The organism is Pseudomonas sp. SD17-1 (assembly GCF_029201585.1).
Classification (GTDB): Bacteria; Pseudomonadota; Gammaproteobacteria; order Pseudomonadales; family Pseudomonadaceae; genus Aquipseudomonas; species Aquipseudomonas palmensis.
This window is the reverse complement of sequence record NZ_CP104044.1, coordinates 4,798,076-4,820,280: the sequence shown is the minus strand read 5'-3', so window position 1 is coordinate 4,820,280 and position 22,205 is coordinate 4,798,076. Positions and strand designations below refer to the sequence as shown.

At 66.1% G+C, this 22,205-nt stretch carries 23 protein-coding genes; 15 read left to right on the top strand and 8 right to left on the bottom strand.

Translation table 11 applies throughout. The features are described 5' to 3' along the window. Positions 1 to 94 precede the first annotated feature (94 nt). The 4 genes from N0B28_RS21915 to N0B28_RS21900 all read left to right on the top strand — a co-directional run bounded on the left by N0B28_RS21915 (position 95) and on the right by N0B28_RS21900 (position 3,278). A complete protein-coding gene (locus tag N0B28_RS21915; RefSeq protein WP_275728721.1) occupies positions 95 to 481 on the top strand; it encodes a CidA/LrgA family protein in 387 nt (128 codons plus the stop codon). Then, positions 471 to 1,157 (top strand): LrgB family protein, encoded by a 687-nt coding sequence (locus N0B28_RS21910; RefSeq protein WP_043860422.1) that lies wholly within the window; start codon positions 471 to 473, stop codon positions 1,155 to 1,157. Before N0B28_RS21915 ends, N0B28_RS21910 begins: the two co-directional genes overlap by 11 nt. 192 nt (positions 1,158 to 1,349) lie before the next feature. Next, complete coding sequence (locus N0B28_RS21905) at positions 1,350 to 2,255, top strand: alpha/beta hydrolase (protein ID WP_275728718.1); 906 nt, start codon at positions 1,350 to 1,352, stop codon at positions 2,253 to 2,255. Positions 2,256 to 2,366: 111 nt separating this feature from the next. Next, positions 2,367 to 3,278: an SDR family oxidoreductase gene (locus N0B28_RS21900; protein WP_054914880.1), complete on the top strand. Its 912-nt coding sequence runs from the start codon at positions 2,367 to 2,369 to the stop codon at positions 3,276 to 3,278. 293 nt (positions 3,279 to 3,571) lie between these two features. Here the strand turns inward: N0B28_RS21900 and N0B28_RS21895 are convergent, their stop codons facing one another. Continuing rightward, positions 3,572 to 4,351, bottom strand: a complete 780-nt coding sequence (locus N0B28_RS21895; protein WP_275728714.1) for an IclR family transcriptional regulator — start codon at positions 4,349 to 4,351, stop codon at positions 3,572 to 3,574. 118 nt (positions 4,352 to 4,469) lie between these two features. Between N0B28_RS21895 and hmgA the strand changes: the two genes are divergently transcribed. From hmgA to maiA, 3 genes are read left to right on the top strand one after another with little or no spacing between them, the layout of a single operon-like run. Further along, on the top strand, positions 4,470 to 5,771 hold the full coding sequence (hmgA, locus tag N0B28_RS21890; protein WP_043860418.1) for a homogentisate 1,2-dioxygenase: 1,302 nt from the start codon (positions 4,470 to 4,472) through the stop codon (positions 5,769 to 5,771). Positions 5,772 to 5,773: 2 nt separating this feature from the next. Next, on the top strand, positions 5,774 to 7,066 hold the full coding sequence (fahA, locus tag N0B28_RS21885; protein ID WP_043860417.1) for a fumarylacetoacetase: 1,293 nt from the start codon (positions 5,774 to 5,776) through the stop codon (positions 7,064 to 7,066). Positions 7,067 to 7,078: 12 nt separating this feature from the next. Next, the gene (gene maiA / locus N0B28_RS21880) at positions 7,079 to 7,705 is read left to right on the top strand and encodes a maleylacetoacetate isomerase (RefSeq protein WP_275728709.1); all 627 of its coding nucleotides are present in this window, start codon (positions 7,079 to 7,081) and stop codon (positions 7,703 to 7,705) included. Between the two features lie 77 nt (positions 7,706 to 7,782). Here the strand turns inward: maiA and N0B28_RS21875 are convergent, their stop codons facing one another. Then, positions 7,783 to 8,589 carry a tetratricopeptide repeat protein gene (locus tag N0B28_RS21875; protein ID WP_043860415.1) on the bottom strand — a complete coding sequence of 269 codons (807 nt, stop codon included), beginning with the start codon at positions 8,587 to 8,589 and terminating at the stop codon, positions 7,783 to 7,785. A 116-nt stretch (positions 8,590 to 8,705) separates the two neighbouring features. Between N0B28_RS21875 and N0B28_RS21870 the strand changes: the two genes are divergently transcribed. Continuing rightward, positions 8,706 to 9,728 (top strand): Glu/Leu/Phe/Val dehydrogenase dimerization domain-containing protein, encoded by a 1,023-nt coding sequence (locus tag N0B28_RS21870; RefSeq protein WP_054914877.1) that lies wholly within the window; start codon positions 8,706 to 8,708, stop codon positions 9,726 to 9,728. A 3-nt stretch (positions 9,729 to 9,731) separates the two neighbouring features. On the opposite strand, the gene N0B28_RS21865 is transcribed toward N0B28_RS21870, so the two are convergent. After that, positions 9,732 to 9,995 carry a YebG family protein gene (locus N0B28_RS21865; protein WP_043860413.1) on the bottom strand — a complete coding sequence of 88 codons (264 nt, stop codon included), beginning with the start codon at positions 9,993 to 9,995 and terminating at the stop codon, positions 9,732 to 9,734. Between the two features lie 255 nt (positions 9,996 to 10,250). Between N0B28_RS21865 and N0B28_RS21860 the strand changes: the two genes are divergently transcribed. Beyond that, positions 10,251 to 10,721: a phosphate-starvation-inducible PsiE family protein gene (locus tag N0B28_RS21860; protein ID WP_043860412.1), complete on the top strand. Its 471-nt coding sequence runs from the start codon at positions 10,251 to 10,253 to the stop codon at positions 10,719 to 10,721. A 7-nt stretch (positions 10,722 to 10,728) separates the two neighbouring features. Here N0B28_RS21860 and N0B28_RS21855 read toward each other — a convergent pair whose 3' ends face one another. The 5 genes from N0B28_RS21855 to N0B28_RS21835 all read right to left on the bottom strand — a co-directional run bounded on the left by N0B28_RS21855 (position 10,729) and on the right by N0B28_RS21835 (position 15,682). After that, positions 10,729 to 11,037 carry a DUF3509 domain-containing protein gene (locus tag N0B28_RS21855; RefSeq protein WP_054914876.1) on the bottom strand — a complete coding sequence of 103 codons (309 nt, stop codon included), beginning with the start codon at positions 11,035 to 11,037 and terminating at the stop codon, positions 10,729 to 10,731. Positions 11,038 to 11,173: 136 nt separating this feature from the next. Further along, the gene (locus N0B28_RS21850; RefSeq protein WP_043860410.1) at positions 11,174 to 11,587 is read right to left on the bottom strand and encodes an HPF/RaiA family ribosome-associated protein; all 414 of its coding nucleotides are present in this window, start codon (positions 11,585 to 11,587) and stop codon (positions 11,174 to 11,176) included. Between the two features lie 248 nt (positions 11,588 to 11,835). Further along, entirely contained in the window at positions 11,836 to 14,166 is a 2,331-nt protein-coding gene (gene fecA, locus N0B28_RS21845) for a TonB-dependent Fe(3+) dicitrate receptor FecA (protein WP_275728701.1), read from the bottom strand. Between the two features lie 89 nt (positions 14,167 to 14,255). Continuing rightward, positions 14,256 to 15,185 carry a FecR family protein gene (locus N0B28_RS21840; RefSeq protein ID WP_275728698.1) on the bottom strand — a complete coding sequence of 310 codons (930 nt, stop codon included), beginning with the start codon at positions 15,183 to 15,185 and terminating at the stop codon, positions 14,256 to 14,258. Next, positions 15,182 to 15,682 carry a sigma-70 family RNA polymerase sigma factor gene (locus N0B28_RS21835; RefSeq protein WP_054914873.1) on the bottom strand — a complete coding sequence of 167 codons (501 nt, stop codon included), beginning with the start codon at positions 15,680 to 15,682 and terminating at the stop codon, positions 15,182 to 15,184. Before N0B28_RS21835 ends, N0B28_RS21840 begins: the two co-directional genes overlap by 4 nt. Positions 15,683 to 15,883: 201 nt before the next feature. Here N0B28_RS21835 and N0B28_RS21830 point away from each other — a divergent pair, with 201 nt between their 5' ends. The 6 genes from N0B28_RS21830 to N0B28_RS21805 all read left to right on the top strand — a co-directional run bounded on the left by N0B28_RS21830 (position 15,884) and on the right by N0B28_RS21805 (position 22,152). Next, entirely contained in the window at positions 15,884 to 16,189 is a 306-nt protein-coding gene (locus N0B28_RS21830) for a DUF3649 domain-containing protein (protein WP_043859706.1), read from the top strand. Continuing rightward, complete coding sequence (locus N0B28_RS21825; protein ID WP_275728693.1) at positions 16,186 to 17,763, top strand: PepSY-associated TM helix domain-containing protein; 1,578 nt, start codon at positions 16,186 to 16,188, stop codon at positions 17,761 to 17,763. The genes N0B28_RS21830 and N0B28_RS21825 overlap by 4 nt, the downstream gene beginning before the upstream one ends. Further along, positions 17,763 to 18,089 (top strand): DUF3325 domain-containing protein, encoded by a 327-nt coding sequence (locus tag N0B28_RS21820; protein WP_043859708.1) that lies wholly within the window; start codon positions 17,763 to 17,765, stop codon positions 18,087 to 18,089. Before N0B28_RS21825 ends, N0B28_RS21820 begins: the two co-directional genes overlap by 1 nt. Before the next feature lie 4 nt (positions 18,090 to 18,093). Further along, the gene (locus N0B28_RS21815; RefSeq protein WP_054914869.1) at positions 18,094 to 18,657 is read left to right on the top strand and encodes an RNA polymerase sigma factor; all 564 of its coding nucleotides are present in this window, start codon (positions 18,094 to 18,096) and stop codon (positions 18,655 to 18,657) included. Next, the gene (locus N0B28_RS21810; protein WP_275728689.1) at positions 18,654 to 19,634 is read left to right on the top strand and encodes a FecR domain-containing protein; all 981 of its coding nucleotides are present in this window, start codon (positions 18,654 to 18,656) and stop codon (positions 19,632 to 19,634) included. Before N0B28_RS21815 ends, N0B28_RS21810 begins: the two co-directional genes overlap by 4 nt. Positions 19,635 to 19,737: 103 nt before the next feature. Further along, entirely contained in the window at positions 19,738 to 22,152 is a 2,415-nt protein-coding gene (locus N0B28_RS21805; RefSeq protein ID WP_275728687.1) for a TonB-dependent receptor, read from the top strand. The last annotated feature ends 53 nt before the right edge of the window (positions 22,153 to 22,205 follow it).

Here is a 22,205-nt window from a genome sequence, read left to right as displayed (position 1 = left end):
CCTGAATTCCATTATGGAATGCAGGCCAGTCTAACAATTCGCTTTTTGCATGGGCAGCGGGATTTTAAACTGCAGACCTCAGAGGACCCCTTCGATGACTGCCGTTTCATTCAAGAAATTTTCGCGCCTGCTCGCCGAACTGGGCGTGCTGCTGGTGCTGTACCTGCTCGGTTGCCAGCTATCGGCCTGGCTGCACTGGCCGATCCCGGGCGGTGTGGTGGGCATGGCGCTGTTGCTGCTGGTGTTCGCCACCGGGCGGGTCAATCCGGCCACCCTGCAGACCGGCGCCACCCTGCTGATGGCAGAGATGCTGCTGTTCTTCATTCCGGCGCTGATGAGCCTGCTCGACTACGGCCCGCTGCTGCGCAGCGAAGGCTGGCGCATTCTGCTGGTGATCGGTGCAAGCACGCTGCTGGTGATGCTCGCCACTGCCTTCACGGTGGAGTGGGCGTGCCGCTGGAGGCTGCGCCATGACGCTTGAGCCGATGTCGCTGTTCTGGCTGGCGCTGACCCTGCTGGCCTACCTGGGTAGCCGCTGGCTGTACCGACGTACCGGGCGCTACCTGCTGTCGCCGCTGATCCTGGTCCCGGTGGTGCTGCTGGCGGTGGCGGTGCCGTTGCACACCGGTTACGCCGAGTACGCGCGCAACACCCACTGGCTGATGTCGGTGCTGGGCCCGGTCACCGTGGCCTTTGCGGTGCCGATCTGGCAGCAGCGGGCGCTGTTGGCACGCCACTGGCCGGCCCTGTCGCTGGGCATGCTGGTGGGCAGCGCGGCGTCCATCGGCAGTTCGTGGGCCCTGGCCCATGCGTTGTCGCTGGACAATCAGGTGAGCCTGTCGCTGCTGCCACGCTCGATCACCACACCCTTTGCCATGCCGCTGGCCCACGACCTGGGCGGTGTGCCGGAACTCACCGCGGTGTTCGTGATGTTCACCGGGGTGCTCGGTGCACTGATGGGCGGGGTACTGCTCAAGTACCTGCCCTTGCGCACGCCGCTGGCACGCGGGGCGCTGTTCGGGGTGGGGGCGCACGGCGCCGGGGTCAGCCGAGCCCATGAGGTGGGCGGCGAAGAGGGCTCTGTGGCGGGGCTGGTGATGGTGCTGACGGGCATTTTCAACCTGTTCATGGCGCCACTGTTACGTCACCTGCTGTAACTATTTACTGCCCTGACCCGGTGGGCCAATAAGCTGGCTGGCAATGCAACACCCGCTATCGAGTCGCGCCTCTAGACTGAGCGGCAGCAGAGCACACCCATGTGCCGAGGTGATTGCAATGACCGCCGCCAACCCTTTGCCCGACAACGCGCTGCCCCCAGGAAGTTGCAGCCCCGAACCAGGACCTGCGTGATGCCCCTCGCCGAGATTCCCTTGAGTGTCTGGCGTACCCGTGGTCGCAGTTTCACGTTTCGCCAGCAATCGATTCGCTACTGGAGCGCAGGGCAGGGCGAGCCCCTGCTTCTGCTGCACGGCTTCCCCACCGCCAGCTGGGACTGGCACTACCTGTGGCAACCCCTGGCCCAGCGCTTTCGCGTGATCGCCTGCGACATGCTCGGCTTCGGTGACTCGTCCAAGCCGTTGCACCACACCTACAGCCTGCTGGAACAGGCCGACGTACAGCAGGCCCTGCTCGAACACCTGCAGGTTCAGGAGCCGGTGCACCTGCTGGCCCATGACTATGGCGCCACGGTGGCCCAGGAACTGCTGGCCCGTCACCACGAGGGGGCGGCCCAGGTGGCCAGTTGCGCGTTTCTCAACGCCGGCCTGTTCCCGGAGTGCCACCGTGCGTTGCTGGTGCACAAGCTCCTGCTCAGCCGGCTTGGCTGGCTGGTGGCGCGCTCGTTCGGGCGCGACGACCTGGTCAGGAATGTCACCCACCTCTATGGCCGCAGCACACGCCCCAGTGAAAGCGTGCTGGATGACTGCTGGAGCCTGATCGCCTCCAACCGCGGCAATCGCATCCTGCACAAGCTGGCAGCCTATGTACCCGAACGCGTCACCTGGCGCGAGCGCTGGGTGGCGGCCTTGCAGCAGTCAGGCGTACCGCTGCGCCTTATCAATGGCGCCGCCGACCCGGTATCGGGTGCGCATGTGGTGGCGCGCTACTGCGAACTGGTGCCCCAACCCGACACCGTGACCCTGCAGGGCATCGGCCATTATCCGCACACCGAGGCACCGGTACAGGTGCTGTGCCACTACCTGGCATTTCGGCAGCAACCTCTGCCAAGCCTGGCGCACAAGGTCGCCTGGTCCTGATCATCCCGCTGCCTTATTGCCTGCCATTCAGCGTCCGCCCGGTTGATTGTCCGGGGCCGGGCGCTGGCTGACACTGGCTGCCATATTCCTTGCAGTTAACGGAGTGCCGAGATGACCGAGTCGATTCGCCTGGATGAAAAAGTAGTGATTGTGACCGGCGCTGGCGGGGGCCTCGGGCGTGCCCATGCGCTGCTGTTCGCCCGTCATGGTGCCCACGTGGTGGTCAACGACCTGGGAGGCTCCACCCATGGTGAAGGCGCCAGCGCATCGGCGGCCGACCGTGTGGTGGCCGAGATTCGCGAGGCGGGCGGCACGGCGGTGGCCAGCCATGACTCGGTCACCGATGGCGAGCGTATCGTCCAGCAGGCGCTGGACACCTTCGGTCGCGTGGATGTGCTGGTCAACAACGCCGGCATCCTGCGGGACAAGACTTTTCACAAGATGGAGGACAGCGACTGGGACCAGGTGTACCGCGTGCATGTGGAGGGTGCCTACAAGCTCACCCGCGCCGCCTGGCCGCACCTGCGCGAGCAGAACGCGGGGCGGGTGATCTTCACCTCGTCCACCTCGGGCATCTATGGCAATTTCGGCCAGGCCAACTACGGCATGGCCAAGCTGGGCCTGTACGGGCTGACCCGCACTCTGGCGCTCGAGGGGCGCAAGCACGGCATCCTGGTCAATGCCATCGCCCCCACCGGTGGCACGCGCATGACCGAGGGGCTGATTCCGCCGCAGGTGTTCGAACAGCTCAAGCCCGAGCTGATCAGCCCGTTGGTGGTGTACCTGGGCAGTGATCGCTGCCAGGACACCGGCGGGCTGTACGAGGTCGGTGGCGGCTGGGTGGGCAAGGTGCGCTGGGAACGCAGCCTGGGGGTGGGCTTCGACCCGCGCCAGGGCATGAGCGTGGAAGACATCGCCGCAAGTTGGGATGCGATCGGCGATTTCGAGGGCGCGGTGCACCCGCAGGACAGCCTCGAGGCGTTGCAGCAGATGATGGCCAATCTGCACAGGCACGCAGGCTGAACCGGGCAGCACAAATAAAAAAGGCCGCTGCAAAAGCAGCGGCCAAGCAAGACGTAGATCAAGGAGCTTCAAAATCAACGTCGGTGAACCTGAAGGGGGAGGGTTCAACGTGTCAGGTGGTTACTCTAGGGGGAGAGGATTAACCTGACATTAACCGCCAAACCATCGGCCCAGCGCCTGGCGAAACCGCGTTTCGCTGCAAGCCCGGCCAGCATAGCCAGCCCCCTTACCGAAAAAAATAGACGTTTCGGACATTCACTGTTGCAAAGTGGGTAACAGTGCACCAAAACAGGTCACTGTGGTTCATAGCCCATGCGCCAGCTGATTGCCTGCGCCGCCGCCTGCAGCTGCTGCGCCGCCGGGCCCTGTTCATCGGCATGGAAAATCGAGGTCGGGCCCACCACGGTCAGCACGGCAGCGATGTTGCCCATGGCGTTGAACACCGGTGCCGACAGAGCATCCACCCCCGGCATCAGCAGGCCATGCACATGGTGCAGGCCGCGTGCGCGGATCTGCGCAAACAGCGCTTCGTAGTCTGCGGCGTCCTGGCCCAGGGCAAGCAGTTCCTGGTCGCGCAACTCGATGGTCTCGCGCTGGGGCAGGTAGGCCCCGAACACCAGCCCGGTGGACGAACTGAGCAACGGCAGCACCGAGCCGATCTGCGTCACCACCGTCACGGCGCGCACCGCAGGTTCGATGTTCACCACCGTTGCGCCCTGGTTGCCCCACACCGCGATAAAGCAGCTTTCATTGAGCGCGTCACGCAGCTGTGACAACGGCATGGCCGCCACTTTGAGCACGTCCATCCCGCCCAGCGCGGCCAGGCCCACGCGCAGGGCTTCACGGCCCAGCCCGTAGTGGTTGGTGGCCGGGTTCTGCTCGGCAAAGCCGCTGGCGATCAGGGCCTGCAGGTAGCGATGCACCTTGCTCGCGGGCATCTGCACATGCTCGGCCAGGCGCGACAGCGAGGTGGCCGGCGAGAGCTGGGCCAGCGCCTTGAGAATGTCGGTACCGACCTCCGCCGAGCGGACCTTCTGTTTGCCGTTGCTGTCGGCGGTGCTGGTTTTGCCCATGGGAAAGGGGTCCGTGTTGACAGGTGGGCGTCTTTATAGCTTGACGGGTTACAGGTATCAAATTACGTTATGCGTAATCAGTTTACGATAATAATAACGCTACCTGACTGGAGGCTCGATGAACGTCGATTCCACTCCCGCCCTCGCTTACCAGAGCGGCTTCGGCAACGAATTTGCCAGCGAGGCATTGCCCGGCGCCCTGCCGGTTGGCCAGAACTCCCCGCAAAAAGCCCCGTATGGCCTGTATGCCGAGCTGTTTTCCGGCACCGCATTCACCATGGCGCGCAGCGAGCAGCGGCGTACCTGGCTGTACCGTATCCGGCCATCGGCACTGCACCCGGCATTCGAACGCCTCGAGCGCCAGTTGAGCGGCGGCCCGCTGGGCCCGGTAACCCCCAACCGGCTGCGCTGGAGCCCGCTGGACATCCCGGCCGAGCCCACCGACTTCATCGACGGCTGGGTGGCCATGGCGGCCAACTCGGCGGCGCAAAAGCCGGCCGGCATCAGCATCTACAACTACCGCGCCAACCGTTCCATGGAGCGGGTGTTCTTCAACGCCGATGGCGAACTGCTGCTGGTACCCGAGCAGGGTCGCCTGCGCCTCGTCACCGAGCTGGGCGTGCTGGACGTGGAGCCGCTGGAAATCGCCGTGCTGCCCCGTGGCCTGAAGTTTCGCGTCGAGCTGCTCGACAGTCAGGCGCGTGGCTACATTGCCGAGAACCACGGCGCGCCGCTGCGCATTCCGGACCTGGGCCCGCTGGGCAGCAACGGCCTGGCCAACCCGCGCGACTTCCTCGCGCCGGTGGCCCACTACGAAGAGCAGCAGGGCCCGGTGCCGCTGGTACAGAAGTTCCTCGGCGAGCTGTGGGGCTGCGAACTGCAGCACTCGCCGCTGGACGTGGTGGCCTGGCACGGCAACAACGTGCCGTACAAATACGACCTGCGCCGTTTCAACACCATCGGCACGGTCAGCTTCGACCATCCCGACCCGTCGATCTTCACCGTGCTCACTTCGCCCACCAGCGTACCGGGCATGGCCAACATCGATTTCGTGATTTTCCCGCCGCGCTGGATGGTGGCCGAGAACACCTTCCGTCCACCGTGGTTCCACCGCAACCTGATGAACGAGTTCATGGGGTTGATCAAGGGCGAGTACGACGCCAAGGCCGAAGGCTTCCTGCCCGGCGGCGCCTCGCTGCACAGCTGCATGAGCGCCCACGGCCCGGACGCCGAAACCTGCGCCAGGGCGATTGCCGCCGACCTTGCACCGAGCAAGATCGACAACACCATGGCGTTCATGTTCGAGACCAGCCAGGTGCTGCGCCCGACCCGCCATGCGCTTGAATGCCCGCAACTGCAGGCCGACTACGACACGTGCTGGGCCACCTTGCCGAGCACCTTCACCCCGAATCGGAGATAACCATGAATCAGTCCGCCATTGCCCGCAGTTGGGTCGAGCACGCCAACGGGCATAGCGATTTCCCGCTGCAGAACCTGCCGCTGGGTATCTTCAGCCGTGGCAGCGACGAGCGTCGCTGCGGTGTGGCCATCGGTGACGCGATTCTGGACCTCGACGCGGTACTGGCTGCCGGGCTGTTCGACGGCCAGGCCCGCAATGCGGTGCAGGCCACCCGCGGTGGTGCGCTGAACGCCTATTTCGCCCTGGGCCGTGAGGCCCGCGTGGCCCTGCGCGAGCGCCTGCTCGAACTGCTGGGTGCCGACAGCCCGCACCAGGCTGCACTGAAGCCGGCCCTGTACCCGGCCGCCGAGTGCCAGTTGCACCTGCCGGCGCGCATCGGCGACTACACCGACTTCTATGTAGGCATCGAGCACGCCAAGAACGTCGGCAAGCTGTTCCGCCCCGACAACCCGCTGCTGCCCAACTACAAGTACGTGCCGATCGGCTACCACGGCCGTGCCTCGACCATTCGCCCGTCGGGTACCGATGTCCGTCGGCCCAACGGCCAGACCCTGCCCGCCGGGCAAACCGAGCCGAGCTTCGGCCCGTGCGCGCGGCTGGACTACGAACTGGAGCTGGGCATCTGGATCGGCCAGGGCAATGCCATGGGCGATGCCATCCCGGTAGCGCAGGCAGGCGAACACGTTGCCGGCTACTGCCTGCTCAACGACTGGTCGGCCCGCGACATCCAGGCCTGGGAATACCAGCCGCTGGGCCCGTTCCTGTCCAAGAGCTTCATCTCCACCGTGTCGCCCTGGGTGGTCACCGCCGAAGCGCTGGAGCCGTTCCGCTGCGCCCAGCCGGCACGCCCCGAAGGCGATCCGCAGCCGCTGGCGTACCTGCTCGACCCCCGTGACCAGGCGGGTGGCGCGTTCGACATCGAGCTGGAAGTGCTGCTGCTGACCGAGCGCATGCGCGAGCAGAACCTGCCGGCGCATCGCCTGACCCTGAGCAACACCCTGAGCATGTACTGGACCGTGGCGCAGATGGTTGCGCACCACAGTGTCAACGGCTGCCAGTTGCAGCCAGGCGACCTGTTCGGTTCGGGCACCCTGTCGGGCGCCAAGCCTGGCCAGTTCGGCAGCCTGCTGGAGATTACCGAGGGCGGCAAGGTGCCGATCGAACTGGCCAGTGGCGAGGTGCGCAGGTTCCTCGAAGACGGCGACGAGATCATCCTGCGCGCGCGCTGCAAGCGTGATGGCGTGGCGTCGATCGGTTTTGGCGAGTGCCGCGGCAAGATCCTGCCGGCACATTGAGAGGGTACGAGCATGGAACTGTATACCTACTACCGTTCTACCTCGTCGTACCGCGTGCGCATTGCGCTGGCGCTCAAGCAGCTGGATTACCAGTCGCTGCCGGTCAATCTGCTCAAGGGCGCGCAGCGCGAGGCCGAGTTCCTGGGGCTGAACCCCCAGGGGCGCATCCCGGCGCTGCGTATCGACTCGGGCGAGCTGCTGGTGCAGTCGCCGGCCATCATCGAGTACCTGGAGGAGGTTTATCCACAGCCTGCGCTGTTGCCGCAGTCGCCGGTGGCGCGGGCGCAGGCGCGCGCCGTGGCGGCGTTGATCGGTTGCGACATCCACCCGCTGCACAATGTCAGCGTGCTCAACCAGCTGCGTGAGCTGGGGCATGACGACACCCAGGTGAACGCCTGGATCGGCCACTGGATCACCCAGGGGCTGGCGGCGGTGGAGCAGATGATCGGCGAGGCGGGGTTCTGTTTCGGCGATGAGCCGGGGCTGGCGGATGTGTACCTGATCCCGCAGGTGTATGCGGCCGAACGGTTCAATGTGGACCTGTCGGGCTGGCCACGGATTCGCCGGGTGGTGGCGCTGGCCGGTGAGCATGATGCGTTCGTGCAGGCGCATCCTTCGCATCAGCCGGATACCCCCTGATGGCCCATTCGCCGGCCAGGCCGGCTCCTGCAGGCGCTGCGCGGCCCGTGTAGGAGCCGGCCTGGCCGGCGAAGCTTTCAGTGCACCGAAGGCGTCGGCGGCGGCAGGTGGCTCAGCCGCTCGGTCAGGCGCAACCGCTGGATCGGGTCATCCGTCAGCATCAGCGCATGCTCCAGGTCAAACCGCTCTGCCTGCGGGCAATCCAGCCGCTGATACAGTGTCGCCCGCGCCAGGTAATCGCTGGCGCTGGCCGAGCCCAGCAACAACACCCGCTCGGCATCCTTCAACGCCGCCAGGTCATCATCATTGCTCGCATGCAACTGACGCAGGTTGCGCGACAGTCGTTGCAGCATCTGCTGTGCGCTGGCCGTCACCAGATGCTCGGCGCTCAACGGCAACTGCGGGCCGAACTGGCGGCTGAGCAACTCGCGACAATCGGCCGGGTACAACCGGCGCCCGCCGCAGGGGTCCAGCAGGTGATCGGCCCCCGGCACGCGCAACAGGAAATGCCCCGGAAAATTCACCCCCTCCAGTGGTATCGACAGCCCGCGGGCCAGCTCCAGCGTGAGGATCGCCAGTGCCAGCGGTTGTCCGCGACGACGTTGCAGCACCTTGTTCAGCAGCGCCGCCTGCGGGCGCAATGGGTGGTATTCGTCCTGCTGGAAGCCCGCCGCGCTGAGCGCCCGCAGCAACGGCTGCGCCAGTTCGCTCACCGGCAGCATGGGCAGGCTCTGGCTGACCTGCTGCTGCACGAGCTGCAATTCGCCCAGCACCTGGGCCGGCTGCACGCTGGCATCGTGTTCGGCAGCGATCCACAGCGCCGCCTCGAACAGGGCGGCGGGGTTGCGTTCGAGGCAGGCCAGGCAGGCTTGGCGTGGGGTCATGGCAGTCTCCGCTCAAGCTTCTGTTGTAGCGCCGGCAGGGGCGTTCGTCCAGTGCCGCAACGTGTGCCTTCGCGCCGCCTATACTGGTGGGAGCACTGACTCACGAGGGCTGGGCAATGTTCGCTCTCATGCAAAGCACGCGCACCCACTCACTGCACCTGTGCGTCGACCCGGCCACGGGCCTCAAGGCGGTGATCGCCATTCACAACCAGCGGCTGGGCCCGGCCATGGGCGGTTGTCGCTATCTGCCTTACCCGGACGACGACACCGCAATGACCGATGCCATTCGCCTGGCCCAGGGCATGAGCTACAAGGCTGCCCTGGCGGGCCTGCCGCTGGGCGGCGGCAAGGCGGTGATCATCCGCAACCCCCATGTGGAAAACCGCGCTGCGCTGTTCGAGGCCTTCGGGCGCTTCGTCGACAGCCTGGAGGGGCGCTACATCACCGCGACCGATAGCGGCACCTCGACCCTGGACATGGACTGCATCGCCCAGAGCACCCGGCACGTCACCAGTACCACCACCGCCGGCGACCCTTCGCCGCATTCGGCCATGGGCGTGTTCGCCGGCATCCGCGCCACGGCGATGGCGCGCCTGGGCACCGACAACCTGGAAGGGTTGCGCGTGGCTGTGCAGGGGTTGGGGAATGTCGGGTTTGCCCTGGCCGAGCAGTTGCATGCGGCGGGGGCGGTACTGCTGGTCAGCGACCATGACCCGGGGCGGGTGCAACTGGCCATGGAGCAGTTGAATGCGCTGCCGGTGGCCAGCGAAGCGCTGGTCAGCACGCCTTGCGACATCTTCGCGCCGTGCGGGCTGGGCCCGGTGCTCAACAGCCAGAGCGTCATGCAGCTGCGCTGTGCCGCGGTGGCCGGCTCGGCTAACAACCAGCTGACCCACCTTCAGGTCGCCGACCAGCTCGAAACCCGCGGCATTCTGTATGCCCCGGACTACATCATCAATTCCGGCGGGCTGATCTACGTGGCGCTGACCCACCAGGGCCAGGACCTTGGCACCATCACTGCGCACCTGGCGCGCATTCCCACGCGGCTGACCGAGGTCTTCGCCCACGCCCAGGCCGAGAAGAGCTCGCCGGCCCGCGTGGCCCAGCAACTGGCCGAGAAGCTGGTGTACAACGCCTGATGCCTACTCGGCGGGCTGCTCGGCAAGCAGCTCGGACAACGCGTCGGGCTGGCTCTTGAAGGCCTTGGCGAACACATCGCGGTTCTTCGCCATGTAGATACCCGCTTCCTCGACCTGCTGTTCGCTCAGCGACGGCACGGCCTTCTGCAGCACCTCGGCGAGCAGTTCGGCCAGCTCGAGCATCTTGTCGTGACGGTCTGCTTCAGCTTTATCCATGAACAAGCGCTCCAGATCGCGGCTGCTGCGGTATACCACTTCGACGGCCATTCATCACCTCACATGCCTTTCGATAATTGATGTGTACGAGTACTGTGTTTTTATACAGGTAAAAGCATAAGGCAAACCACCACGTTTGGGTAGTGGCATTTTTATAGCCCAATTTGCTCGCAATGGTGGGGTGGCGGGTGTCTTGCGGCAATCGGTCGCCTTCTCAAGCTGTGCCGCTGGCCTTTTTACTGCATGCAGGCAAAGCGTCACCTGGGTGGCGCATCCTCCCTTCGTCGTTTCCAAGGAATTCGCATCGTGAACATCAAATGGGCTGAAAAAGTGCGCAAGGGCCTGCATGGCTCGGCGGATTCGCTGGGCAACCTGTGCGTGGAGGCCTTTCATTACCTGGCACTGTTCGGCATCGGTGCCATCACCGCCTATGCAGCGGTGTCGGCATTCATCGAGATGATCGGCAAGGGTGGGGTGAGCGTCGATGACATCCTGCTGCTGTTCATCTACCTGGAGCTGGGGGCGATGGTGGGGATCTACTTCAAGACCAACCACATGCCCATCCGCTTCCTGCTGTACGTGGCGATCACCGCGCTTACGCGCCTGCTGATCGGCGACGTGTCGCACCACAAGGCCCCCGACGTGGGCCTGCTGTATGTGTGCGGCGGGATCCTGCTGCTGTCGTTCTCGATCCTGGTGGTGCGCTACGCCTCGTCGCGCTACCCCTCCACCAAGGCCATCGACGCCAGCGGCAAGGAAATCGAAGAGGCCAAGTAGCCTTGGCTCACGCCCCCGCGCGGCGCTCGCTGGCGGCGCGCAGGCCCGGGGTGCGTGCACCGTCGCGGGTCATGCTGGCCAGAATCTCCATGGCGCTGTGGCCCTGCTCGATGGCAATGCCAAAGCGCACGCTCTCGATCAGGCGCGCCAGGCGCTTGGGGTCATTGCGCTGGGCCGGGCTGATCAGGCGCTTGGCCACCACGCCCTGATCGTCGGACAGGGTCAGCATGATGCTGCCATCGAGCCGCTCGATACTCAGGTTGACCCGGTAGGTGTCGGCAAATGCAGCGTTGATCTGTTGGAAGGGGTTGACCATGGGGCTGTACCTGGCAAAGACATGTTCTGATTGACCGGGCCCTTGCCAGGTTGGTTCAGGTGGCGTTGCGGGGCAGGTGCCGAGTGGTCAATAAAAAAGGCGAGCCGTGGCTCGCCTTCTTTCATTGCCTTGGCTGTCAGGCCTGACGGGCCTGCAGGGCTTGCTCGTTCTCCAGGAATTCTTCCTGCAGCAGGGCATCGGCTGCCGGGGCGGTTGCGACCTTCTGGGTCACACCACGTTTGCCGCGCAGTTTGCCGAACAGGTGCTCGAGGGAATGCTCGAGTTTGGTCGCGGCGCCTTCGATGGCCTGCTCCAGGCTATCGGCCTTGTGGCTGACGGAAATCGGTTGATGGCCTTTGGGGCGTGCCTCCATCTGGCAGCGCATGTCGTGGGGGCCTGGCTTGTCGCCGTTCTCATCGCGCAGGTGGACTTCGATGCGGGTGAGGTCTTCTTCGTAGCGTTCGAGCGTGCTTTCTACCGTAGTGCGTACCCACTCTTCGAGACGGGCACTGCTTTGGATATGGTTGTCGCTGTTGACTTGGATTTGCATAGTTCAATCCCTTATTCAGCTAGCTCGCAAGAGAACGATGCGGGCCATTGCGGCCTGTGGAAATCATCGCCTCTTGACTACAAGGTCAGGCAGTTGGCAGAACTTTTCAAGTGCTTGAAGAAGAAAAATATTTTGTGGCAATTAAACAGGTGAAAGGTTGTCTGGGGGTGTCCTGAGTCAATGCGCGGCCCCCCGGCAAGGTGCGCTCCTGTAGGAGCCGGCCTTGCCGGCGAAGCAGGCGCTACCGATCAGAAAGCGACCGATGTCTGCACATAGACCGTCCGTGGCTCACCCACATACTTGCCCTTGTTGTTGTCGTCGAACGAGCGCGTGAAGTACTGGTGGTTGAAGATGTTCTTCACCCCCACCGCCACGTTCAGGTTCGACAGCTGCGGCCCGAAGTCATAGCCGGCGCGGCTGCTGAACAGCATGTAGCCCGGGATGCGCCCGGCCGCGCCGTCTGCGCTTTGGGCCGAGGTGTTGGCGTTGTCGGCGAACTGGTTGCTCTGGTAGGTGCTGTCCAGGTTCAGCTTCCACGGCCCATCGGTGTAACCCAGCCCCAGCGTGCCCTTGTGCCTGGAGGAGAACGGCACACGATTGCCCTTGTTCGGCCCATCTTCGCGGATGGTCGCGTCAACGAAGGCATAGCTGGCGTACACATCGAACCCGGCCAGCGCCGGCGTGAGGCCGTCCAGCGCGTACTTCACGCTCGTTTCCAGGCCCTGGTGGCGGGTTTCACCACGGGCGATCACGTCGTCGGTGGTCTGGTTGCTTTCGTACTGGTTGTCGAAATTGATCAGGAACAGCCCGGCCTCGGCCTGCAGGTTGCCGTTGTCGTAGCGCGTGCCCAGCTCCCAGGTGCGGGCCTTCTCGGGCTTCACTTCACCCTGGTTCACGCGGTTGGGCATCTGGCTGTACTGCACGCTGCCGAACGAACCCTCGGTGTTGGCGTAGAGGTTCCAGCTGTCGCTCAGGTGGTACATCACGTTCAGCGCCGGCAACGCGGTGTTGTAGTCGCCCTTGTATTCCAGGCCCTTGAGCTTGTTGCTCTGCTGCGACTTGATCATCTCGTAGCGGATACCCGGGGTGATGGTCCACTGGCCGATGTCGATGCGGTCATCCAGAAACAGCGCATGGGCATCGGTGCCGCCACGGGTGTCGCGGTCGTTGGGGCTGGAGGTGGTCGGCAACTGGCCGGCGCTGACGCTCTCCATGTAGCGCAGCTCGTGCCCGGCCTCGTTGATGTAGCGGTAGCCAAGGCCCACCTCGTGGTGGCTGTCGCCCAGCGCAAAGCCCTGGGTGAAACGGGTTTCGATGCCGCGCACCCAGTACTCGCGCGGCGACAGCGAGATCGACCTGTTCTGCACCAGGTAGCCACTGCGCAGGGTCTTGGTGAAGAAGCTGTTGACGCTGAACTGGCGCTCACCTTCCTTGTAGTCGTAACCGGCGTTGAACATCGTGCGCCGGCCCCAGAACTTGTCCTGCAGGCGGGTCGACTGGTAGGGGTCTGCGTCGTAGTCGGCCACGTTGAGGCCGCCGGGCATCTGCGCCTCGCCCTCGTAGTACTGCGCCATGGCGTGCAGGCTGTTGGCCTCGTCCAGTTGCAGCTTACCCTTGAGGATCAGGTCGTCGATCTGCGTGTCGCTGTGCTCGCGCCAGTCGCCACCGCGGGTGCCCGAATACAGGATCGCGCCGCCCAGGCCGTTGTCGGCGGTGCCGCCGGCCAGCAGGTTGGCGCTGCTCTTGAAACCGTCATGGCTGGAGGAGGGGCTGGTCTGGGTCTGCAGGCCGGCCTTCAGCGTGGGTTCGTCGGGGATCGCGCGGGTCACGAAGTTGACGATGCCGCCCACGTTCTGCGGCCCGTAGCGCACGGCGCCGCCGCCACGCACCACGTCCACCGCGTCCATGTTGCCCAGGCTGATCGGCGCGAACGACAGCTGTGGCTGGCCATAGGGCGCAAATGGCACCGGAATGCCGTCCATCAGCACCGTTGAGCGCGAGGCCAGGCGCGGGTTGAGCCCGCGAATGCCGAAGTTCAGCGCCATGTCGTGGCTGCCGGTGCCGTTGTTTTCCGGCGCATTCACCCCGGGGATGCGGTTGAGCACTTCCCGTGCGCTGCTGGCGCCGGTGCGTTCGAACTCTTCACGGCGGATCACGTCCCGTGCGCCGGGGTGTTCGAACACGTTGTCCTGGGTGGCTTCACCCAGCCAGTCGCCGACCACGCTGGAGCTGCCCAGCTCCAGCGGCGCGCCGGCGGCCGGGGCCAGCGGTTGCAGGCTGTAGGCGTTGTCGCCTTCGGCGCGGGCCTGCAGGCCGGTGCCTTCAAGCAGCGCGGCCAAGCCCTGTGCAATGGAGTAATCGCCTTCCAGGCCGCGGCTTTTCGCGCCCTGGGTCACCTGCGAGCCGAACGAGATCAGCACGCCGCTTTCACGCCCGAACTGGTTCAGGGCGTCTTCCAGCGACATCGGGGCGATGTGGTAGGTGCGTGCCTGGGCGGCGTGCAGGGGCGCAACGGCGCCGAAGGTGAGGCTGGCGCCCAGCAGCAGGGCATGGGCGAGGGGGCTTAGGCGAAGCGGCATGCAAAGGGTCCTTGAGAAGGTCGGGGCAAAGGGTTCTGCCTTCTCTGTCACGCGAGATGAAAAAACGGCTCAAGGTTCTGAAAATAATCTCAGGCGCGGGCTTCTACCGTGACCCAGTAGCGGGTGAAGCGCCGCACGCGCACCGGCAGCGACACCTCCAGCAGGTCCAGGATGCGTTCGCTGTCGGCCAGCGGGTAGCTGCCCGACAGCAGCAGGTCGGCCACCGCCGGATCGCACGTGAGCTGGCCGCGACGGTAGCGGGCCAGGTCGTCGATGAAGTCCCCCAGGCGCGTATGCGCAGCCACCAGCATGCCGTCGACCCAGGCACCGGTGTTGGCATCCACCGCATGGGTGGCGCCCCAGCGTGGCCCGTCGAAACGCGCCTGCTGGCCGGCTTCCAGCGCATGCCCGGCAAGCAGCGCCCGGCCCTGCAGCACCGCCACCCGGCTGTGGTCGGCCCACTGGCGCACGTTGAAGCGCCCGCTCGACAGCTGCAGCAGGCCGTTGCCGGTCACCACGCGCAGGGGGCGGGGGTCGTCGGCCACATTGAGCAGCAGTTCGCCTTCGAGCAGGTGGATCAGCCGCTGTTCGCGGTCCAGGCGTACGTCGGCGGCGCTGGCGGTGTTCAGGTGCAGATGCGTGCCGTCGTCCAGGCGCATCTGGCGGCGCTGGCCCAGCGGGCTGCGGTAGTCGGCCAGCAGGGGCGGCAGCGGGTTGTGCTGCTGCAGGGCCAGCCCGCAGGCGCCGCCCACCCCGAGCAGCAACAGCGCCTTGAGCGCGCGCCGCCGGCTGGCCGAGCGTGGCGCCTGCAGGGCGGCGTGCGCCAGTGGCGAAGACAGCCCGCGCAGGCGCTGATTGACCCGCTGTATGTGTTCCCAGGCGCGGCGGTGTTCTTCGCTGGCCTGCAGCCAGCGCTCCATGGCCAGTTGCTGGCGGCTGTCGAGGGCACCGCCCTGCAGTTCGATCAGCCAGTGCACCGCCTGTTCTGCCACCTTTGGCGAGAATTCCTGGGCGTTCACAGGGCGAAGTAGCAGCGCATGGCCGCCTTGTTCAGATGGCGCTTCACGGTGGCCAGCGAAATGCCCAGCTGCCGGGCGATGTCGGCGTAGCCCAGGCCGTCGACCTGGGCCATCAGGAAGGCGCGCTTGACCACCACGGGCAGGCCGTCGAGCAGCCGGTCGAGTTCGATCAGGGTTTCCAGAATGATCGCGCGATGTTCTTCGCAAGGCGCCACCGCTTCGGGTAGCTGGGCCAGTGCCTGGTAGTAGGCGCGTTCCAGGTCCTGGCGGCGGTAGTGGTTGAACAGCACGCGCTTGGCCACCGTGGTGAGGAAGGCGCGAGGTTCGTTGAGCGTTGGTGTTTCGCGCGCCTGCAGCAGGCGCATGAAGGTGTCCTGGGCCAGGTCGGCGGCGCTGTGCGGGCAGCCCAGGCGCTGTCGCAGCCAGCCGGTGAGCCAGTTGTGATGGGCGCTGTAGAGGCCTTCGAGCGAAGCAGGGGCGGGCTGGGCACTGGGCACCGTGACAACTCCGGCGCCGGGGGATGCGCAAAAGAATAAGAATTGTTCGCATTGTAGGATTTGACGCCACAGGCTTCAAGCCACCCGCTGCAAGCGGCCATACCACCGATCTGCTTCTTCAGGGCCGTTTGAAGCGGTGTCTTTGCATCTGCGAATATTAATCATTAATATTACGCCCCTCTTCACACTGGACCCGCTGTCATGAAAAGCAAAGCCGCCGGGCTGCCCTTCAGTTATCGCCTGGCCGTGACCTCGCGCAGCCTCGCGGCGCTGCTCGGCGGTTACCTGCTGGCGGCCATGGCCAGCGTGTGCATCACCTTGTTGCTGCCCATGCCCAAGGCCGACGCGGTCGTTACCGGCATGATGCTGTCGTTTCTGTTCTACCTGGTGGCGATCCTCTGGTGCTTCGCCTGTCGCAGCGCCTGGCATGCCTGGCTCGGGGTGCTGCTGCCCGGCGCCGCGCTGGCCGCCATCAACGGCCTGGCCTACTGGATGCAAACCCCATGAAAGAAGGCTTTCGCCAGGCCATGGCCTGGCTGCACACCTGGGCCGGGCTGATCTTCGGCTGGCTGCTGTTCGCGATCTTCCTCACCGGCACGCTGTCGTACTTCAAGAGCGAAATCAGCCACTGGACCCAGCCGGAGATCCCGTACCGCACCCTCGACACCACCGCCAGCCTGAGCCTGGCGCAGCGCTACCTGCAAACCAACGCCGCCGATGCCGGCAGTTGGTTCATCCAGTTGCCCGAAGCGCGCGACCCGACCCTGCGCGTGGGCTGGCGTGCACCCGGCGCTGGCCGGCGCGATTTCAACGAAAAGATCCTCGACCCCGCCACCGGCAATCAACTGCACCCGCGCGACAGCAGCGGCGGCGAGTTCTTCTACCGCTTCCACTTCCAGTTGCAGATGCCCTACCCGTGGGGCCGCTGGCTGTCGACCTTCTGCGCGCTGATGATGCTGGTGGGGCTGGTCACCGGCATCATCACCCACAAGAAGATCTTCAAGGAGTTCTTCACCTTCCGCCCCGGCAAGGGCCAGCGTTCCTGGCTCGATGGCCACAACGCGATCGGCGTGCTGGTGCTGCCGTTCCACCTGATGATCAGCTACAGCAGCCTGGTGATCTTCATGGCCATGGTGATGCCGGCCAGCATCAGCACGATGTATGGCGACAACCTCCAGGCCTATTACAACGAGCTGTTTTCGCGCGACGAGCCGGTCAAGCCGGCGGGCACCCCGGCACCGCTGGTGCCGTTGGCGCAGCTGTATGCCCAGGCGCGCCAGCAGGCGCCCGGCAGCGAGATCAGCTGGGTCGAGGTGCAGAACCCCGGTGACCTCAACGCACGGGTGCGCCTGGTGCGTGCCAGCAACGAGGGCATCGCCCAGAACCGCGGCACCGGCTGGCTGTTCGACGGCGTGCAGGGCACCCCGCTCAAGGCCCCGGGCGAGCAGAGCACACCGTTGGTGATTGCCGCCGGCATGTACGGCCTGCACATGGGCCACTTCGCCGGCCCGACGCTGCGCTGGCTGTACTTCGTGTTCGGCCTGGCCGGCACTGCCGTGATCGGCACGGGGCTGGTGATGTGGCTGGGCAAGCGCCAGCTCAAGCACGCCAAGAGCGGCACCCAGCCCTTCGAGTTGCGTCTGGTCGAGGTGCTCAACATCGCCAGCATGAGCGGGCTGATCCTCGCCGTGGCGGCGTTCTTCTGGGCCAACCGCCTGTTGCCGGTGGCCCTTGAAGGACGTGCCGATCTTGAGGTCGACAGCTTCTTTGCCGTCTGGGGCCTGGCCCTGCTGCACGCACTGTTGCGCCCCGGGCGCCGCGCCTGGGGCGAGCAACTGCTGCTGGGCGCGGTACTGTTCGCCGCCTTGCCGGTGCTCAACGCCCTGACCACCGGCACCGGCCTGCTGCCTGCGATCGCCCAGGGCGACTGGATGATTGCCGGGTTCGACCTCACGGCGCTGGGCTGTGGCCTGCTGCTGGCCTGGATGGCGCGCAAGATGCTGCGCCCGCAGGTGTTGGCGCCCAAGCGCGCGGCACGCACGCCCAGGGCCGCACCGCTGATCGAAAGCGAGGTGCAGTGATGCTGGCCATCGCGTTGTTCGGCTTTGCCGCAGTGGCGGCGTTGTGCCTGGCCATGGAGCGCCATTACACCGACCTGCTGGGGCACAAGCCTACGCCCCGCCGCCTGCGTGGCCTGCGCATGGGCGGCTGGTTGCTGATCGCCGTGGCACTGGGGCTGGCGGTGCGTCACAGCGGCTGGGCCATGGGCCTGGTGGAGCTGAGCGCGGTAGTGATGGGCGGCTTGTGCGCGTGGGTGTTCGTCCTTCCCTACGCCCCGCGCCTGCTGCTGGGCCTGGCCGCGGCCAGCCTGGTGCTGGCGCCGCTGGCACTGCTGGCGCCGTACTGAAACGATGAGCGAGCCGCTCGACAGCCACGACGACGCCCCGGGCCGCGCACGTTTCGTGCAGGTGTTCGTGGCCCAGCGTGCGCGCATGGAGCGCCTGGTCAGCCGCCGCGTGGGCTGTCGGGCCACCGCCGCCGACCTGGTGCAGGAACTGTTCCTGCGCTTCTGGCGTCGCCCGCAGGTCGAGGTCGAGGCGCTGGACACCTACCTGCTGCGCTGCGCCGGCAATATCGCCATCGACCACCTGCGCAGCCAAGGCGCCCGCGAGCGGATCAACGACAGCCTGCTGGCGCCGCATCAAGACAACCATGCCAGCGAGCCCGAGGCCGCGCTGGAGGCCGGCAGCGACCTGCGTCGGATCGAGGCTGCCCTGCGCGAGCTGCCCGAGCGCACCCGCCAGATCTTCCTGCTCAACCGTGTTCACGGCCGCACCTATGCCGACATTGCGCGGGCCATGGGCCTGTCCCAAAGCGCCGTGGAAAAACATATGATGCGTGCCCTCGAGGCCTGCAAGGCGAGTATCGCCGCCGAGCCTGCCGTGCCCCGCAAGCCAGGGAATGCCCCGCGATGAACGCTCCAGCCCCACCTACCGCCGAACAGCAGCAGGCCGCGCTCGCCTGGCTCGGCCAGATCAACCAGCAGCCCGCGCGTGCCGAGGGCGCCGCGTTCAAGCGCTGGTTGCTGGCCGACCCTGCGCACCCGCAGGCCTGGCGCCAGGCCCAGGCGCTGTGGCAGCAGACCGCCGCGCCTGCAGCACGCCTGGCCGCCGAAGACGCCCCGGCACTGGAGGCCTACCTGCGCGCGATGGACCGGCCTCGGCGCCGTTGGCCGGCCCGTGTGGCCGGGTTGGCACTGGCTGCCAGCGTAGTACTGGGCGTGGCGATGGGGGCGGGCTGGCACCCGGCCAACTGGGTCGATGACCTGGGCGCCGATTACGTGGCCGCGGTGGGCGAGCTCAAGGCCGTGACCCTGGCCGACCAGTCGCACCTGCTGCTGGATGCCGACAGCGCCATCGACGTGGACTTCAGCGGTGGGCAGCGTCGCGTGCAGGTGCGGCGCGGTGCGGTGTTCTTCGAGGTCACGCATACCGGTGCGCCGTTCACCGTACAGGCCGATGGCGGCGAGGTGCGGGTGATGGGTACCCGGTTCGAGGTGCGTCGCCAGCCCCAGGGCACCACCGTTACCGTGCTCTCGGGCAAGGTCGGGGTCACGCCGGCGTCGGGGCAGGCGCAGCAGGTGCTCACGGCCGGCCAGCAGGTGGAGTACGCCCAGGGCCTGGCCGGTGCAGTGCAGGGCGTGGACAGCGAGAACCGCCTGGCCTGGCGCCAGGGCTGGCTCAACTACTACCAGGCGCCGCTGGCGCAGGTGGTCGACGACCTGGCCCGGCATTACCCCGGGCGCATCGTGCTGCTGGACGACGCCCTGGCGGCGCGCACGGTCAGCGGCAGCTTCCCCGCCGCCGACCCGCTGGCGGCGCTGGACGCCCTGGGGGCGGTGGCCGGCTTCCAGCGCAAGACCCTGCTCGGGCGGGTCACGCTGCTGCGCTGAAAAATATTTTCACGGCCCAGTGAGGTAAGTACGTGCGGCAATCGTGTAGTGATTGAAAGTGCGATTCATTCGCATGAAACAGGTTCACTCACAGGTCGACGGCATGAAGTTCAGGGCAAAATCATCGTTGGTGCGTTGCGTTTCAATCGGGCTTGGGGCGGCAGCGTGGCTGCCGCTGGGGGCGGGCGTGAGCCAGGCGGTGGCGGCGCAGCAGGTCGAGCAGGTGTACCGCTTTGCCCAGCCCAGCAAACCCTTGCCCCAGGCGCTCAACGACTTCAGCCGGGTCACCGGGTTGAGCGTGGTCTACACCGTCGAGCTGCCCGGCCTTGCCGCGCCGGCCCTGACGGGCACGTTCAGTGCCGAGCAGGCCCTGCAGCGCCTGCTGGGCAACAGCGGCTTCACCTACCGCCGCGTGAATGCGCGCACCCTCACCGTTGAACCGCTGGCCCAGGCCGGTGCACTCAACCTCGAGCCCACCACGGTCTCGTCCCAGCAGGACAGCGTCGGCAGCTACCAGCCGCCGGCCACCAGCGCGATCATGCGCAGCCAGGTGCCGAACCTGGAGATCCCCCAGGCCATCAACGTGGTGCCGGCCCAGGTGCTCGCCGACCAGGCGCCGCGCAACCTCGACGATGCGCTGAGCAACGTCAGCGGCATCACCCAGGGCAACAACTTCGGCGCCACCGCCGACACCGTGATGAAGCGCGGCTTCGGCGACAACCGCGACGGCTCGATCATGCGTGACGGCATGCCGCTGGTGCAGGGGCGCAGCCTCAATGCCAGCACCGAGCGGGTCGAAGTGCTCAAGGGCCCGGCCTCGCTGCTGTACGGCATCCAGGACCCGGGCGGGGTGATCAACGTGGTCAGCAAGCGCCCGCAACTGCAGCGCTACAACGCCGTGAACCTGCGCGGCTCCAGCTATGGCAGCGGCAAGAACGGCAGCGGCGGCGGGCTCGACAGTACCGGCGCGCTGGGCGACAGCAACTTCGCCTACCGCCTGGTGCTCGACCACGAGGACGAAGACTACTGGCGCAACTTCGGCACCCACCGCGAGACGCTGGTGGCGCCGTCGCTGGCCTGGTTCGGTGAAGACACCCAGGTGCAGCTGGCCTATGAGCACCGCGAGTTCCTGTATCCGTTCGACCGCGGCACGGCCATCGACCCGCGCACCAACCACCCGCTGAACATCCCCAGCACACGTCGGCTGGACGAGCCCTTCAACAACATGGAAGGGCGCTCGGACCTGTACCGCCTGGAGGTCGACCATCAGCTTGCCGATGACTGGAAACTCCACTTCGGCTACAGCTTCAACCGCGAAACCTACGATGCCAGCCAGGTGCGCGTCACCGCGGTTGACCCTGCCAAGGGCACCCTCACGCGCAACCTGGACGGCACCCGTGGCGCCCTGAGCAGCGACCGCTTCGCCACTGTCAGCCTGGACGGCAAGCTGCAACTGGCAGGCATGCAGCACGACGTGCTGGTGGGGGTGGATGACGAGTACCGCAAGGTGTTTCGTGCCGACCTGATTCGCGGCGCCCGCAACACCTTCGATTACCTGGACCCGGTGTACGGCCAGGTCCAGCCCGGCACCGCCGTGCGCGACAGCGACAGCGACCAGACCGACAAGCTGCGCAGCAACGCGTTGTTCTTCCAGGACTCGATCCACCTCGACGAGCACTGGATTCTGGTGGCCGGTGCGCGCTATCAGCAGTTCGACCAGTACGCCGGTCGCGGCCGGCCGTTCAAGGCCAACACCGACAACAGCGGCCAGGCCTGGGTGCCGCGTGCGGGGCTGGTGTACAAGGTCGACGACACGCTGTCGTTCTATGGCAGCTACACCGAGTCGTTCAAGCCCAACTCCAGCATCGCGCCGATGACCGGTGGCCTGGTGCTGGATTCCTCGATTGCCCCCGAAGAGGGCAAGTCGTGGGAGCTGGGCGCCAAGCTCGACCTGCCGGGGGCGATCACCGGCAGCGTGGCGTTGTTCGACATCACCAAGCAGAACGTGCTGGTGGCCAATTTCGACACGGCCACCGGCGACACCCTGTACAGCAGCGCCGGCGAAGTGAAGTCGCGCGGCCTGGAGATGGACCTCACCGGGCAGGTGAGCGAGCGCTGGAGCCTGATCGGCAGCTATGCCTTCACCGATGCCCAAGTGTCCCAGGACCCCAAGCTCAAGGGTAACCGCCTGCAGAACGTGGCGCGGCATACCGGGTCGCTGTCGGCGGTGTATGACGTGGGCAGCCTGTTCGGTGGTGATCGCCTGCGGGTCGGCGCCGGGGCGCGCTATGTGGGCGAGCGGGCCGGCAATGCGGAGAACGATTTCGACCTGCCGGCGTACACCGTGGCGGATGCGTTCGCCAGTTATGAAACCCGGCTGGATGAGCACAAGGTGCGCTTTCAGCTGAACGTGAAGAACCTGTTCGACAAGACCTACTACAGCTCGGCGGTGAACCGCTACTTCGTGGCAGTGGGGGATGCGCGGCAGGTGAGCCTGTCGAGTACGCTGGAGTTCTGAGAGCACAGGAAGAACACCCACCGTGAGGGCGGTGGGGGCCCTGTGGGAGCGGG